Raw genomic sequence first — 14,809 nt, 5'->3', positions numbered from 1 at the left:
AAAGATTAAAAGAAGATCATTTACAAAACTTCTTCCTAAACTCAGACGGATTCATTCCTTTATGTTTTCTAAAAACTTTATTTAAATGACTTTCGTCGGAAAAATTTAATTCATCAGCAATTTCATTAATCCGCATATCGCTGTTTAAAAGTCTGGCTTCAATCAATCTTAATTTATAGTTTACAATATATTCCTGTAGCGTTTCTCCAGTTTGTTTCTTAAAATATTTCCCTAAATAATTCAGCGAAATATTAAAATGCTCGCTTACTCTTTCTGCTTTTAATTGTTTTGGATTGTAAATGTTTTCCTGAATATAATGCAGTATTTCCAAAACCATTTCTCCCGTAGTTTCTTTAATATTCTTCGGAAGTTTTGCAATATTTCTCGCAACAATTGTAATTATAGTATTTACAATTTGCTCAATAATTTTTTGATGATAAATCTGCTGATTATTTAGTTCCTGAATTATACTTTCAATCAGCGAAGCAATTAAAGGTTTATCAATTGTATTTTTTAGAATACAGCCGGGACGATGACTTGCATTTTGAAGAATATATTCCATTCGCAAAACCGTTTCCGATTGTCCGTTTTGAGAATTTGCTTTGATATAATATTCATTAAACCGAAGAAAAAAGAATTTTGTTGGCGTTGAAATTTCAAACGAATGAACATCTTGCGGTGTTACAAGAAACATATTTCCTTTTCGGTATTGGAATTTATTATCATTAATGACCTGAATTCCCGTTCCATCAACCACATAAATCAATTCAAAGAAATTGTTCTTCCGAATTGTTTTCGGAAACTGTTCCAATTCTTTAAAATCAACTTCAAAAGGAAGATATAAATTCGTATTTGTCATTAGGCTAAAATACAATTTTAGTACCAATTAGTACAATTTTCGGTGAATGCTAACCTCTTAATTTTGTTTCAGATAACAAATTAAAATCTAAAAAAATGAGAATACTTTTAATTGGAGCTAATGGAGAAATTGGCAAAATACTAAATCCTGCTCTGGCAAAAAATCATGAAATTATTTCGGCAGGAAGAAACAGCGGTGATTTTAAAATCGATTTATCAGATTCAAATTCGATAGAAAAATTATTCGAAGAAGTCAAAAATATTGATTCCTGTATTTGTGTTGCGGGCGATTGTTATACAGGAGATTTACATTCGCTTGACGAAGAAAAATTAAATATTGGTATCAAAAACAAATTATTGGGTCAGGTAAATCTAGTTTTAATTGGACAAAAATATTTAAACGATAACGGATCATTTATATTGACTTCGGGAAAGATGGGCGATAAACCTGTGAAGAATAATATTAGCAAAGCAATTGTAAATGGCGGAATTAACAGTTTTGTGCTTTCGGCTTCGCTGGAATTAAAAAGAGGAATTAGAATAAATGCAATAAGTCCGGCAAAGGTTTCAGACATTCCGGCAGAAGATTTAATAAATGCTTATACAAAAAGTATTAAAGAAAATATAAATGGAGAAATTATTAAAGTAAACTATTAAAATTTTAAAGATGAAAAACACAACTTTCCTATTATTACTATTCATTTTAAATTCGGCTTTTGCGCAAAAAACGAAATCTGACTTTTTAGGTTCGTGGACTTTGGTTTCGGTTGAAAACAAAAATTCTGACGGAACAAAAACCCTTCCGTATGATGTAAATCCAAAAGGCACTTTATTTTTTGATGAAAAAGGAAATTACGCCGTTCAGATATATAAAAATGAAAGATCAAAAATAATTTCGGGCGATAAAAACAAATGCACTCCCGAAGAAAATGCGGCAATTGTACAAGGAAGTAATTCGCATTTTGGAGAATATGAAATTGACGAAGCCAATAAGATTATTACTTTTAAAATAAAAACCGCTTCGTTTCCAAACTGGGAAGGAACGATCCAAAAGCGATCTTATACTTTGATAAATAACGAACTTAAATATGTTGTTACTAATACAACGCAGGGAGGAAAATCTGTCACGGCAGAAGTGGTCTGGAAAAAATTATAGCGCAGATTCAAAAAACGTTTTCGCAACTTATTGTTATATAATCATGAAGCGTTACCCTTTTAAAAGTTATTTCAGTATTTTTGTGATTCTAAAAAAAACAATCTCAATAATAAAATAAAAATGGCTTTAAACACAACAAACCCAACCGGGACTGAAGCGTGGAAAAATCTGCAAAACCACTATAACGCAATTCACGGAACTACGATACAAGAATTATTTCAGCAGGATAATGCTCGTGCTGAAAAATTCAACTTACAATGGAATGATTTTTTAGTTGATTATTCTAAAAACAATATTACGCCAGAAACGCTTTCTCTTTTATTAGAATTGGCAAATTCAATTGGATTAAAAGATGCAATCTCTCAATATTTTGGAGGAGAATTAATCAATCAAACTGAAAATCGCGCCGTTCTTCACACGGCTTTGCGTGCTCCAGAATCGGCAGTTATTAATGTTGATGGAGAAAACGTAATTCCAGAAGTTTATGAAGTAAAAAATAAAATCAAAAACTTTACAAGCGAAGTTATTTCGGGAGAAAGAAAAGGTTTTACAGGAAAAGCTTTTACTGATATTGTAAATATTGGAATTGGTGGTTCTGACCTTGGTCCGGTTATGGCGGTTGAAGCTTTACAATTTTACAAAAATCATCTTAAAACACATTTCGTTTCGAATGTTGATGGTGACCACGTAAACGAGATTATTAAAAAACTGAATCCTGAAACAACATTGTTTTTAATTGTTTCTAAAACTTTTACAACTCAGGAAACTTTATCAAATTCTGAAACTATTAGAGAATGGTTCTTGAAATCAGCTTCTCAGGAAGATGTTGCAAAACATTTTGTGGCGGTTTCAACTAATATCCAAAAAGTAACAGAATTCGGAATTAATCCAGACAATGTTTTCCCAATGTGGGACTGGGTTGGAGGAAGATTTTCTCTTTGGAGTGCTGTTGGTTTAAGTATAGCTTTGGCAATTGGTTTTGATAATTATAACCAATTATTAGTTGGAGCAAATGAAACTGACGAACATTTTAAATCGGCTGAATTTGATCAAAACATTCCGGTAATTTTAGCATTGTTAAGCGTTTGGTATAACAATTTCTTTGGTGCCGAAAGTGAAGCTTTGATTCCGTACACACAATATTTATCAAAATTAGCTCCGTATTTGCAGCAGGCAACTATGGAAAGTAACGGAAAAAGTGTTGGCCGCGACGGAAAACCGGTTAATTACCAAACCGGAACAATTATTTGGGGAGAGCCGGGAACAAATTCGCAACACGCATTCTTCCAATTAATTCATCAGGGAACAAAAATAATCCCAACAGATTTTATTGGATTCGTAAAACCACTTTATGGAAACGAAGATCATCACAACAAATTGATGTCAAACTTTTTTGCTCAAACGGAAGCTTTATTAAATGGAAAAACGGAAGCACAAGTTCAGGCAGAATTTGACAAACAAGGTTTATCTGCAGACAAAGCTTCTTATTTACGACCATTTAAAGTTTTCACTGGAAACAAACCAACCAATACAATTTTGATTCAAAAATTAACCCCTAAATCTTTAGGTTCATTAATTGCTTTATACGAACATAAGATTTTTGTTCAGGGTGTTATCTGGAACATTTTTAGTTTTGATCAATGGGGAGTTGAATTAGGAAAACAATTGGCAAATTCAATTTTAGATGAGATTAATTCTAAAACAGTAAAAAGTCATGATAGCTCAACTTCATTTTTGCTAAACCACTTTTTGAAGAATAAATAAGAATAATAAAGAACATTTTTCTTAACAATCTGAAACGCCTTGATTTGTAAAAATTAAGGCGTTTTTTCGTATAAATTAGCTCTATATGATCTGTTTTTTACGAATAATTGCAAGTATAGCGCTACAACACTACTTGAAATATTATTATTTTAACAAAATACAGGTGTTTAAATTCAACAAAACATTGTTTTATTTAAAGAAAAAAGAAAATTTCATTTTAATGTGCAGCACAAACCGTAAAACTTATTTTTCTTAACATTTTGATAACATTATCTGATTTAATTGTTATAATTTTGCCAAAAACAATAAACTCAAGAACAAATGAAGAAAATGAAAAATTGGTTACTTACTGGACTATTTTTTATGATAGTTTCAACCGTATTTTCTCAAGGAAAAGTTACTGGTACTATTACAGATGGTACTGGTTCATTACCAGGGGCTAACGTTTTGATCAAAGGATCTAGCGCTGCCACTTCAACAGATTTTGATGGTAAATTCACTATCGAATCTGCAACAAGTACGGGAGAAATCGTTATCTCTTACTTAGGTTATCAAAGCCAAACCGTAAAATTTACTGTAAATGGTTCTACAAACTTAGGAACAATCGTTTTAGCTTCTAATTCAAACGAATTAAGTGAAATCGTTGTAAAAAGTACTACTGTAGATATTGCGAAAGACAGAAAAACACCTGTTGCAGTTTCTACAATTAAGGCAGCTGAAATTCAGGCGAAATTAGGAAATCAAGAGATTCCTGAAATGTTAAAAAGCACTCCATCTGTTTACGTAACTAAATCTGGTGGTGGTTTTGGAGATTCAAGAATTACAGTTCGTGGATTTAGCCAAAATAACGTTGCCGTAATGGTAAACGGTATGCCGGTTAACGATATGGAAAACGGAGCTGTATACTGGAGTAACTGGGCAGGTTTATCTGACGTTACTTCTTTCATCCAAGTACAAAGAGGTTTAGGATCTTCAAAATTAGCTATTGCTTCTGTTGGGGGTACTATGAACTACGTAACCAAAGCTTCAGATTTGAAACAAGGCGGTACTGTTGGTACTTCTTTTGGTAACGATAATTTCTTCAAATCTAACGTTTCTTACAATACAGGAAAATTAGACAGCGGATTCTCTGCTTCTGTTTTATATAGCCATACACAAGGTGATGGATACGTTGATGGAACTAAATTTAACGGAGACAACTACTATATAGCTCTTGGTTATACTACAAAAAATAACAAGCACGATTTCCAATTTACAGTTACTGGTGCTCCACAATGGCACGATCAAAGATCTACATTTATTACTATAGCTCAATACCAACAATATGGTACAGCTACTGATCCAAACATTAAATATAACTCTGATTGGGGTTATAAAGATGGACAAGAATTTAACATGGTAAGAAACTACTACCACAAACCAGTTGTTTCGCTAAACTATGATTTCCAAATCAATGAAACTTCAAAATTATCAACTGTTGCTTACGCTTCTTTCGGACGTGGAGGAGGATCTAGAGGAGCAGGTGGTGCTGGAAACAATAATTATACTAGTGCTGTATTTAGAACAGCAGATGGTTTAGTTGATTATGATAAAATCGTTCGTTGGAATACAGGACAACAAGTTATCAGATTCAACAATACAGATAATGTTCGTGCAACAAATGGTACAACTGGTCAATTCCAGAATAGTTCTAATACAGGAAGAACTGGATCAGGAACAGCAACTTCTCCATATGTTTTCAACAATACTTCTGGTATTTCTCAAATATCTTCTGTTAACTCACACAACTGGTATGGAGCTATTATTAATTTCAACAAAAAATTCTCTGATCAATTAACTTGGGATTTAGGAGTTGACGTAAGAGGATACAAAGGTCTTCACTACCAAAACGTAAATAACCTTTTAGGAGCAGATGCATATATCGATAATTTTGATGTTAACAACCCAAATAGAACTTTATACGGTACGTATTCAACATACGCCGCTTGGAACGTATTTAAAGATACTGACAAAGAAGAAAAAATCAACTTCAACAATGATGGTGATGTAAGATGGTATGGTGGATTTACTCAATTAGAGTATTCTACTGATAAATTTACTGCATTCGTTCAAGGTGCACTTTCTCAGCAAGGATTCAAAAGAGTTGACTATTTCAAATATCAAGCAGGAACTCCGTTGGCAAGTACAGATTATGAGAACATCTTAGGTGGTAACGTAAAAGGTGGTGTTAACTACAACATCAACGAGCACCATAACGTTTTTGTTAACTCAGGATACTACTCAAAACAACCATTCTTTAATGCTGTTTACCCAAACAACGCTTCATTAGTAAATGGTAACTTAACAAATGAGAAAATCTTCGGTATTGAAGCTGGTTATGGTTTACGTACACAAATGTTTACTGCAAACTTAAACTTTTACCGTACTTCATGGAAAGACAGATACCAAAGACAAAATGACGGAGCTGCTGACAACCCTGGAGGTTACTTTGATTTCGCTGGGATTACAGAAATTCACTCAGGTATCGAGTTTGACGCTACTGCAAAAGTTCTTGACAAACTTACTCTTACTGGAATGTTCTCTATTGGAGATTGGAAATATGAAGGAACAAGTACAAGTAACCGTTATGACTCAGGAAACAATCCTATTGGCGGAGGAACTCCTATAACATTATACCTTGACGGTGTAAGAGTTGGAGATGCTGCTCAAACAACTGCAGCGTTAGGAGCAATTTACGAAATCCTACCTCGTTTTACTGTTGATGCAAACTATTTCTACAATGATAAGTTATATGCTGCAATTTCTCCAGGAAACTTTACTTCTGCAACTAACAGAGGGTCATTACAATTACCATCTTACGGTACAGCTGATGCTGGATTATCTTACAAATGGTTAGTTGGTAAAAACAAAGACAACTCAGTAGGTTTCAGATTAAACGTTAATAACGTTTTTGATTACACTTACATTGCTGAAGCTAAAACAAATATATTTGCAGCTGATGTTCCTACTGTTCCAACATACAAAGGTATTGCTACTACAAACCAAGTGTTCTTCGGTTTCGGTAGAACTTGGAACTTTGCTTTACGTTACGATTTCTAATATTTAGAATCTAAATAAATACTATAAACGGCATTGACTTTTAAGTTTAATGCCGTTTTTTTTTGACCAATTTTGCTATATTTGTTTTTAACAAAAAAACACAGTTTATGTATCATTTTATTCAAAAGCTTCATTCGGGCTGGGCATATCTAGCTTTACTGCTTTTATTGTTTGCAGTAATAAACGCTGTTATCGGCTTGACTTCTAAAAAAGAATTTACAGCAAAAGACCGCAAAATTTCTTTATTTGCCTTAATTGGAACGCATACACAATTATTGATTGGATTAATCCTTTATTTTGTGTCTCCATTAGGAAAAGATTCTTTTGGTCAAATGTCTAATGCCGCATTACGATTAACTTCATTAGAACATCCGCTTATTAACCTAATTGCTATAGTTTTAATAACTATTGGATGGTCAAAACATAAAAAACTAATTAATAGCGAGGCGAAACATAAAACCTTTGCTATTTATTACGGATTAGGATTAATACTTATTTTAAGTAGAATTCCGTGGAACCTTTGGTTCTAGAAAATACCAATTAAAGCCCTCCAAAAAAGGGCTTTTTTTATCTCGGCATATTATTTGTACAAACTCCCCAAGTCTGAAAAAAAATAAACCATGAGTAAAAAAAACTTTATACTTACCGCATTCGCAATAACTTTTTTGAGTTGTTTTACCTACGTAATAAGTCAAACAAAGCCAGTAATTGAGCCGAAAACCCCTCAGGACACTGTAAAAAATGCCAGACCAAACATTATTGCAATCCCAACTGATTCTGTATTTACAGACAACGGTTTAAAATTAAAACTATACAAAAAAACGGCACACGCTTCCTACTATGCAGATCGTTTTAATGGTAGAAAAACAGCTGACGGCAGCAGATTTAACAACAATAAATACACCGCCGCACACAAAAAACTTCCTTTTGGAACAAGAGTTAAAGTAACGAATGAAGCAAACGGAAAATTTGTAATTGTAAAAATAACGGATCGCGGCCCATTTGTAAAAACCCGCGAAATAGATCTTTCAAAAAGAGCGTTTATGGAAATCACAAAGCACAAAGGTGCCGGTGCTATGAAAGTAACTATCGAAAGAATAATAGAATAAAAAAATCCCGTTCTGAAATTTCAGAACGGGATTTTTCATTTTTAGATAAATTTCTTAATACCCATTATAATTCCGGTATGAATTCCTTCATGATAACTCACAAAATCTAATGCATCCTGAACATTTTTGAGATCAAACCCCATACTAGTTGTGTATTTGTTATAATTTTTAAAAATATTGTCTTTATAATCCTTTTCTGTTTGAAGTAATGTTTTGATAAGCAAATCTCTAATTTCACTCACTTCTTCCTGAGAAACATCTGCTTCCGGTTTTGTTCCTTTTGAATATTTGGCAATAAGTTCATCTGAAACCTGCAAAGGCAGACCTGATAATTTATAGACTAGAATTTGCTGCGAAGCGATACAATGTCCGATGTTCCAAATCAAATTATTTTTAAATCCGTCCGGGATTTTATTTAATTGTTCCAATGAATGATGGTCTAAAATTTTTACAAGGATTTCCCTGATAGTCTTTTGTGTTTCAAAAACTGAACTCATAATTTTATTTTTTTTCTAAAATTAGACAATTTTAAGTTTCAAATGAATTTTCTTTGTATTCTAACAAATTCGAAAAAACATGAACAAAATATATTATTTAGCATCTTGCGACACTTGCCGTAAAATCATCAAAAGTCTTCCGAAAAATAATTTAGTTTTTCACGATATCAAACAAGATCCAATTACCGAAGCTGAATTGGAAGAAATGTATAAACTTTCAGGAAGTTACGAAGCTTTGTTCAGCAGAAAAGCGCAGTTATACAAATCAAAGGATTTAAAAAACAAATCGTTGACCGAAGCTGATTTTAAAAAATACATCTTAGAACATTATACTTTTCTAAGCCGTCCGGTTTTTATTATTGACGGTAAAATTTACATTGGCAACAGCCAAAAAAATGTAGCGGAAGTTATTCAGGCTTTGAGTTAGTTTTTTTTCTGCCACTAATTTCACGAATTTCCACGAATTTTGTTTAAGCTTAATAACTTCACAAGCTGTGAAATTAATTAGTGTAAATTCGTGAAATTCGTGGCAAAAAAACTTTAAATACCTCTATACCCTACAGAATAGTATTTTACATCATAACACTGCAAACTTTTATTTATCTTTGCGCCTTTATACTCAATTATATGATACAATCTATGACAGGGTTTGGCAAAGCTTCTTTGCAATTGCCTACAAAAAAAATCACAGTCGAAGTAAAATCCTTAAACAGTAAAGGTTTAGATTTAAACGTAAGAATGCCATCGGTTTACCGCGAAATGGAATTAGGTTTAAGAACCCAAATCTCAACAAGACTGGAAAGAGGGAAAATTGATTTTGCAATCTATGTAGAAAGTACTGCAGAACAAACTTCGACAAAGGTAAATGTACCTGTTGTGAAAAATTATATAGCACAATTGAGAGAGGTTTATGCTGATGCTGATGAAACTGAATTAATGAAAATGGCAGTTCGTATGCCAGATACGTTAAAAACAGAACGCGAAGAAATCGATGAAAACGATTGGGAGCAAATTCAGGTTATTATTGACGAAGCTTTACAAAACATTTTAAGTTTTAGAAAAGACGAAGGAGAATCTCTTGAAAAAGAATTCAATCTTCGAATTGGAAACATCCGTCAATATATGAATGATGCTTTAGCTCTTGATCCGGAACGTGTTCAAGCGATTAAAGATCGTTTACAAACAGCAATTTCAGAATTACAGGTTAATGTTGATGAAAACCGTTTCGAGCAGGAATTGATCTATTATCTTGAAAAATTAGACATTACAGAAGAAAAAGTTCGTTTAACGAATCATTTAGATTATTTCATCGAAACCTTAGGCGGAAGCGAAGCAAACGGCCGAAAATTAGGTTTTATCACTCAGGAAATGGGTCGTGAAATTAATACAATGGGTTCGAAATCAAATCACGCACAAATGCAGAAATTGGTTGTGATGATGAAGGATGAATTGGAGAAAATTAAAGAACAGGTTTTGAATGTTTTGTAATTGCTCTAAGCTGTAAGCAATAAGCCATAGGCAAGAATACCGCACAAATATTAAAGCTTAAAGCATATTGCTTAAAGCCTAAAGCATAAATTAATGAACAAAGGAAAATTAATTGTTTTTTCGGCACCTTCTGGATCGGGGAAAACAACTATAGTAAAACACTTATTAGGGCAAGAAGATTTAAATCTTGAATTTTCGATCTCTGCAGCTTCACGTGACCCACGCGGAGAAGAAGTCCACGGAAAAGATTATTATTTTATTTCGCTGGAAGAATTCAAAAAACATATTAAAGCTGAAGATTTTCTGGAATGGGAAGAAGTTTACCGCGATAACTTTTACGGTACATTAAAATCTGAAATTGAAAGAATCTGGGCTTTAGGAAAAAATGTAATTTTTGACATTGATGTTGCAGGTGGTTTACGTATTAAACATAAATTTCCGGAACAAACTTTAGCTGTTTTTGTAAAACCTCCAAGTGTGGACGAACTTAAACGTCGCTTAAAAGAGCGTTCTACAGAAAGCGACGATAAAATCAATATGCGTATTGCAAAAGCGTCTGTAGAATTAGCCACTGCGCCACAATTTGACGTGATTATCAAAAACTATGATTTACCAGTTGCTTTAGAAGAAGCACATCAATTGGTTAAGGATTTTGTAAATAAGTAATTTTATTCTGCAGAAATTCACAAAGAAAAAATCACAGAGATTCGCAGAGTTCTAATTAAACTTTGCGAATCTTTGTGTTATCTTAGCGAATCTCTGAGAAACTTTAAAAAATGAAAATAGGTCTTTATTTCGGAACATATAATCCCATTCATGTTGGTCATTTAATAATTGCCAATCATATGGCCGAGTTTGCAGATTTAGATCAGATTTGGATGGTGGTTACGCCTCATAATCCGTTAAAAAAGAAAGCTACTCTGCTTGATGATCATCATCGTTTGCAAATGGTTTATCTGGCAACAGAAGATTATCCGAAAATCAAACCTTCAGATATTGAATTTAAATTACCTCAGCCAAATTACACCGTAATTACTTTAGCGCATTTACAGGAGAAATATCCTAATCATGAATTCTCTTTAATTATGGGAGAAGACAATCTGAAAACGCTTCATAAATGGAGAAACTATGAAGTGATTCTTGAAAATCATGATATTTATGTTTATCCGAGAATTTCTGATGAACCTGAAAATACAGAGCTAAAATCGCATCCAAAAATTCATGTAATTGATGCGCCAATTGTAGAAATCTCTTCCACTTTTATCCGAAACAGTATTAAAGAAGGTAAAAATATTCAGCCTTTATTGCCGCCGAAGGTTTGGGAATATATTGATCATAATAATTTTTATAAGAAGTAAAAAATTGAATTTAAAAAATAATGAATAGCCTCCAGCTTTAGCTGGAGGTTTTTTAATTTAACAACTTAGGGCTTTAGCCAAAATTGAATATTTGGCTAAAGCCCTATTCCAAATCTATTCTCTAACCTCCAGTTAAAACTTGAGGCAATTGATTTCTCTGCAAAAGGAAAAACCTTTGTCAAAGTTTAAAACTTTGACAAAGATCTCGCTTCATTAATCATCCAATAAAAAAGCCTGAATTTAAATTCAGGCTTTTTTATTTATGCTTCAACGTTAACTTCACTTTTTACTCGGGTTCTGATTTCACTTAGAGATTGATCTACTAAAAGTTTTCCATCTCTGAAAACCTCTTTCAATTCACCCTGTTTTTCTTCTTCCCAAGAAACATTATCAGTTAAATGATACTTCCCGTCGATTAAATCGATTTTCATCAATCCTTTAGCCGATTTTTTTGTTCCGTCATCTGTAATCGGATCTTTGAAGATGGCTCTTCCCTCGCCTTTTACTTCTCCGTAAGTTGCTTTCATTGCAAATCCAAAAGTATCTCTGGTATTATATTGATACGTAAAAGAACCAATTCCTAAAACTACGTTTGTAGATGCAAATCCTTTTTCTTTTAATCTTTCGCAAATTTGTGTCGCTCTTGCTACGGTAATACTGTCACCATAAATTGCTCCAATTTGCGGAACTAATTCTTTAAATCCTTTGTTGTTTACAGAACCGCCAAAAACATTCCAAAGCAATTCGATAACACCTTTCTTTTCCTGTTCTGTTTTTCCGTTTGGATTTCCGCAGATAATATCAACCGGATCACCGCTGTCAGGACGAATTACTACTTTGCCTTCTCTAGCAACAATATCTTCTCTTAAACGAGGTAAATAATCGGTTAAAACCTTCCATAAATCCCAGGTATCAGAAACAATAGAAACAATTCCTTTTGGATACACTTCTGTAATTAACCTTTTGAAAGTTTCATATTCGCCTTCTGTCGTTCCCATACACATTACAGAATGTTCTGTAGCGGCAACTGAACCTGCAACTAATTCTGAATCTGAATTGGCTTTGTAATATTCTTCTAAGAAATCAATTGCCGGAATTGTATCTGATCCTGTAAAACTTAATAAATGTCCGGCTGCAGAAGTTACTGCCGCTTCGATTCCACCCATTCCACGCATAGAGAAATCGTGTGCCTGCCAATCTACAAATTCAGGAACAGAAGAAGTTTCATCGGCATATTTGTCTAATACTTTTCTATATTCTTTTGCAATTGTTGCAGAGTTACAAGGAAGCCAGATTACTGCTGAAAGTAAGGTTTCAAAATAATTCGTCAGCCAGAAGAATTCTGGAATTGTATTGTACATCGTAAACATAGAAACTCGCAATGGAACACTTGCCCCTTCTGGCAAAGCTTTAAAAACCATTGGGATATATCCTAAATCATGTAAATCTTCGATATGTTTTGTTCCAACTTGGTTTTCGCCTAAATAGTTATTGATTCTTCTAGAATATTTCTTAACTACTTCTTCTTTTGGCTGTTTGAAGAAATATTGTTCGAAATCGTGAATGATATATTTTTTGATAAAATACTGTAATCCAAAAAACACAACTTCATCAAGATCTTCAATTCTTGATTTACGAGGCGTCCAGTTAGAATAAACTAAAGTGGTATTATCTGGATATTGTCTTCTGTGGTCAACTTTGTAACCGTCGGTTAATAGTAATGGGTTCATATATTTTTATTTAATAAATTTTGAATTAACTCTTCTAAAGTTTTAAATTGTTCTACCGAATATCTTTCGCATACGATATCAATATTTCCTTTACGCCAAAAATTTTCTTCGACGACTACTTTCATTTTATTCGATTGTGCATAAAGTCCAAACTCCAGTAACGATATTGGTGACATTGTATTTCCTGCAAAATACATGATAATAATATCTGCCCTTTCAAGTGCCTGAAGTTCCCAGTTTACCTGTTCCTTAAAATGAACATTCTCTATAGTTTGCGACCAGCTGCTGTCCCATTCGTTTCTTCTTGGGTTAAAAACAACAAATTGATCTTGCAGCAATTCTTCACATCTTTTCTGCCAATTAATAGCTTTATCCATCTCTATAGAACCTGCTAAGAAAACGGTTTTTAAATCAATTTGCAAAGGAATTTCTTCTGGTGCTTTATAAATTTTCTTCATGGCTATTTATTTCTTCCTTTTTCAGCTGGATAAAACGTTTGTACTGCATCACTTTGCCAAAATTCTTTTGTTTCAACATCAATACAGGTTAATTTTCCATAAAAACCAGCTCCGGTATCAATATTCCATACATTACAGCCTTGCATTGGCACTTCAACATTATAATGAAGTGTTGGCGTATGACCAATATAAATTTCATTATAAAGTAATAATCTTTTTGGGTACGAAAGTGAATCTTTTTTGATTCTCTTGTCCATTGTCAAAGCCATTTCCCAAAGTGTTCTGTCCCATGAATAATTTGTTTTGTAATGTTCTTTTTCTGGACCATGCATGGATGAAAAACCAGCGTGAATAAACAAATTATTATTTTCATCTACAAAGTAATCTTTCATAGCGTTGAAAAAATGAAGATGTTTTTCTTTTTCCGAAGACTCAATATCGGTATAACTTTCTATCGTCGATTTTCCTCCGTGCAAAAACCAAATATCATTTACGATATTTTTTTCTAACCATTCCTGACACCAGGCATCATGATTCCCTTTTATAAAAATGCATTCTTGTTTTTGGGATAAATCAATAAGAAAATCAATTAATTGTTTTGATTCGCTCCAGCCATCGACATAATCCCCCAGAAAAATAAATCTGTCATTTTCAGAATAATCAATTCTTTCTAATAACTGAATTAAGGCTTTTAATCCGCCGTGAATATCTCCAAAAACTAAAGTTCTTTTCATGATTTAAATTCGATATACTTTGCCGGAACTTCATCTGTCAACCAAACATTATTTTCAGACAAATAAAACTTGAATCCGTCTCTGCGCATTTCACCGCTTCTAACGGTTAAAATTTGAGGAACTCCGCGTCTGCTTCCTACTTTTATTGCCGTTTCTTTGTCTTTGGAAAGATGTACGTGCTGACGGCTCATTTTTTTCAAACCTTCTTTCTGAATACTTTCCATAAACTTTCCAACGGTTCCGTGATATAAATATTCTGAAGGTTCTGTTTCTGCTAAATTCAATTCAACCGAAATAGAATGTCCCTGACTTGCACGGATTTTAGTTTCATCTTCGTTATAAGCGAAACGTTTTTTGTCATTGTTTTCTACCACATAATCTAAAAGAACTTTATCTAATCTATTTCCTTTTTGAGAACATTTCAAAATTAATTCTTCTACATCTGCCCAGCCGTTTTCATCCAGTTTTAATCCGATTTTTTCCGGTGAATGTCTAAGTACTAAACTTAGAAATTTACTTACTGTTTTTGCTGTATTTTCATTCATTATTATTATTTTT

General features: G+C 33.1%; 16 protein-coding genes. 10 read left to right on the top strand and 6 right to left on the bottom strand.

The genetic code is table 11. The features are described from left to right. Nucleotides 1-16 precede the first annotated feature (16 nt). Nucleotides 17-859, bottom strand: coding sequence for an AraC family transcriptional regulator (locus ACODSB_RS01715; protein ID WP_488935776.1), 843 nt, complete (start codon nt 857-859; stop codon nt 17-19). Nucleotides 860-954: 95 nt separating this feature from the next. Between ACODSB_RS01715 and ACODSB_RS01710 the strand changes: the two genes are divergently transcribed. From ACODSB_RS01710 to ACODSB_RS01685, 6 genes are all read left to right on the top strand, one after another. Then, nucleotides 955-1,515: a short chain dehydrogenase gene (locus ACODSB_RS01710; RefSeq protein ID WP_488935775.1), complete on the top strand. Its 561-nt coding sequence runs from the start codon at nt 955-957 to the stop codon at nt 1,513-1,515. A gap of 10 nt (nt 1,516-1,525) precedes the next feature. Beyond that, nucleotides 1,526-2,014 carry a lipocalin-like domain-containing protein gene (locus tag ACODSB_RS01705; protein ID WP_488935774.1) on the top strand — a complete coding sequence of 163 codons (489 nt, stop codon included), beginning with the start codon at nt 1,526-1,528 and terminating at the stop codon, nt 2,012-2,014. Nucleotides 2,015-2,134: 120 nt separating this feature from the next. After that, complete coding sequence (pgi, locus tag ACODSB_RS01700) at nt 2,135-3,778, top strand: glucose-6-phosphate isomerase (protein ID WP_488935773.1); 1,644 nt, start codon at nt 2,135-2,137, stop codon at nt 3,776-3,778. 321 nt (nt 3,779-4,099) lie between these two features. Beyond that, nucleotides 4,100-6,877 carry a TonB-dependent receptor gene (locus ACODSB_RS01695; protein WP_488935772.1) on the top strand — a complete coding sequence of 926 codons (2,778 nt, stop codon included), beginning with the start codon at nt 4,100-4,102 and terminating at the stop codon, nt 6,875-6,877. A 107-nt stretch (nt 6,878-6,984) separates the two neighbouring features. Continuing rightward, nucleotides 6,985-7,407 carry a hypothetical protein gene (locus ACODSB_RS01690; protein WP_053473393.1) on the top strand — a complete coding sequence of 141 codons (423 nt, stop codon included), beginning with the start codon at nt 6,985-6,987 and terminating at the stop codon, nt 7,405-7,407. A 90-nt stretch (nt 7,408-7,497) separates the two neighbouring features. Beyond that, nucleotides 7,498-7,986, top strand: a complete 489-nt coding sequence (locus tag ACODSB_RS01685) for a septal ring lytic transglycosylase RlpA family protein (RefSeq protein WP_056208801.1) — start codon at nt 7,498-7,500, stop codon at nt 7,984-7,986. Between the two features lie 41 nt (nt 7,987-8,027). On the opposite strand, the gene ACODSB_RS01680 is transcribed toward ACODSB_RS01685, so the two are convergent. Next, nucleotides 8,028-8,483 carry a DinB family protein gene (locus ACODSB_RS01680; protein ID WP_309844078.1) on the bottom strand — a complete coding sequence of 152 codons (456 nt, stop codon included), beginning with the start codon at nt 8,481-8,483 and terminating at the stop codon, nt 8,028-8,030. 79 nt (nt 8,484-8,562) lie between these two features. Here ACODSB_RS01680 and ACODSB_RS01675 point away from each other — a divergent pair, with 79 nt between their 5' ends. The 4 genes from ACODSB_RS01675 (at nt 8,563) to nadD (ending at nt 11,329) form a co-directional block, all read left to right on the top strand. Beyond that, nucleotides 8,563-8,910, top strand: a complete 348-nt coding sequence (locus ACODSB_RS01675) for an arsenate reductase family protein (RefSeq protein WP_488935771.1) — start codon at nt 8,563-8,565, stop codon at nt 8,908-8,910. 200 nt (nt 8,911-9,110) lie between these two features. Then, a complete protein-coding gene (locus ACODSB_RS01670) occupies nt 9,111-9,971 on the top strand; it encodes a YicC/YloC family endoribonuclease (RefSeq protein ID WP_488935770.1) in 861 nt (286 codons plus the stop codon). Nucleotides 9,972-10,064: 93 nt separating this feature from the next. Then, nucleotides 10,065-10,637 carry a guanylate kinase gene (gene gmk / locus ACODSB_RS01665; RefSeq protein ID WP_053473399.1) on the top strand — a complete coding sequence of 191 codons (573 nt, stop codon included), beginning with the start codon at nt 10,065-10,067 and terminating at the stop codon, nt 10,635-10,637. Between the two features lie 110 nt (nt 10,638-10,747). Continuing rightward, the gene (gene nadD / locus ACODSB_RS01660; protein ID WP_488935769.1) at nt 10,748-11,329 is read left to right on the top strand and encodes a nicotinate (nicotinamide) nucleotide adenylyltransferase; all 582 of its coding nucleotides are present in this window, start codon (nt 10,748-10,750) and stop codon (nt 11,327-11,329) included. A gap of 260 nt (nt 11,330-11,589) precedes the next feature. On the opposite strand, the gene ACODSB_RS01655 is transcribed toward nadD, so the two are convergent. The 4 genes from ACODSB_RS01655 to ACODSB_RS01640 are packed head-to-tail and all read right to left on the bottom strand — an operon-like array spanning nt 11,590 to nt 14,796. Further along, nucleotides 11,590-13,059, bottom strand: a complete 1,470-nt coding sequence (locus ACODSB_RS01655; RefSeq protein WP_488935768.1) for a nicotinate phosphoribosyltransferase — start codon at nt 13,057-13,059, stop codon at nt 11,590-11,592. Continuing rightward, nucleotides 13,056-13,517 carry a nucleoside 2-deoxyribosyltransferase domain-containing protein gene (locus tag ACODSB_RS01650; protein WP_488935767.1) on the bottom strand — a complete coding sequence of 154 codons (462 nt, stop codon included), beginning with the start codon at nt 13,515-13,517 and terminating at the stop codon, nt 13,056-13,058. Before ACODSB_RS01650 ends, ACODSB_RS01655 begins: the two co-directional genes overlap by 4 nt. 2 nt (nt 13,518-13,519) lie before the next feature. Next, nucleotides 13,520-14,251 carry a metallophosphoesterase family protein gene (locus tag ACODSB_RS01645; protein ID WP_488935766.1) on the bottom strand — a complete coding sequence of 244 codons (732 nt, stop codon included), beginning with the start codon at nt 14,249-14,251 and terminating at the stop codon, nt 13,520-13,522. Continuing rightward, nucleotides 14,248-14,796: an RNA 2'-phosphotransferase gene (locus ACODSB_RS01640; protein ID WP_488935765.1), complete on the bottom strand. Its 549-nt coding sequence runs from the start codon at nt 14,794-14,796 to the stop codon at nt 14,248-14,250. The genes ACODSB_RS01645 and ACODSB_RS01640 overlap by 4 nt, the downstream gene beginning before the upstream one ends. Nucleotides 14,797-14,809: the final 13 nt, after the last annotated feature.

The organism is Flavobacterium sp. FG68, from assembly GCF_057808895.1.
The sequence above is the reverse complement of the archived record's forward strand: the minus strand, read 5'-3'. Positions and strand labels throughout refer to the sequence as shown.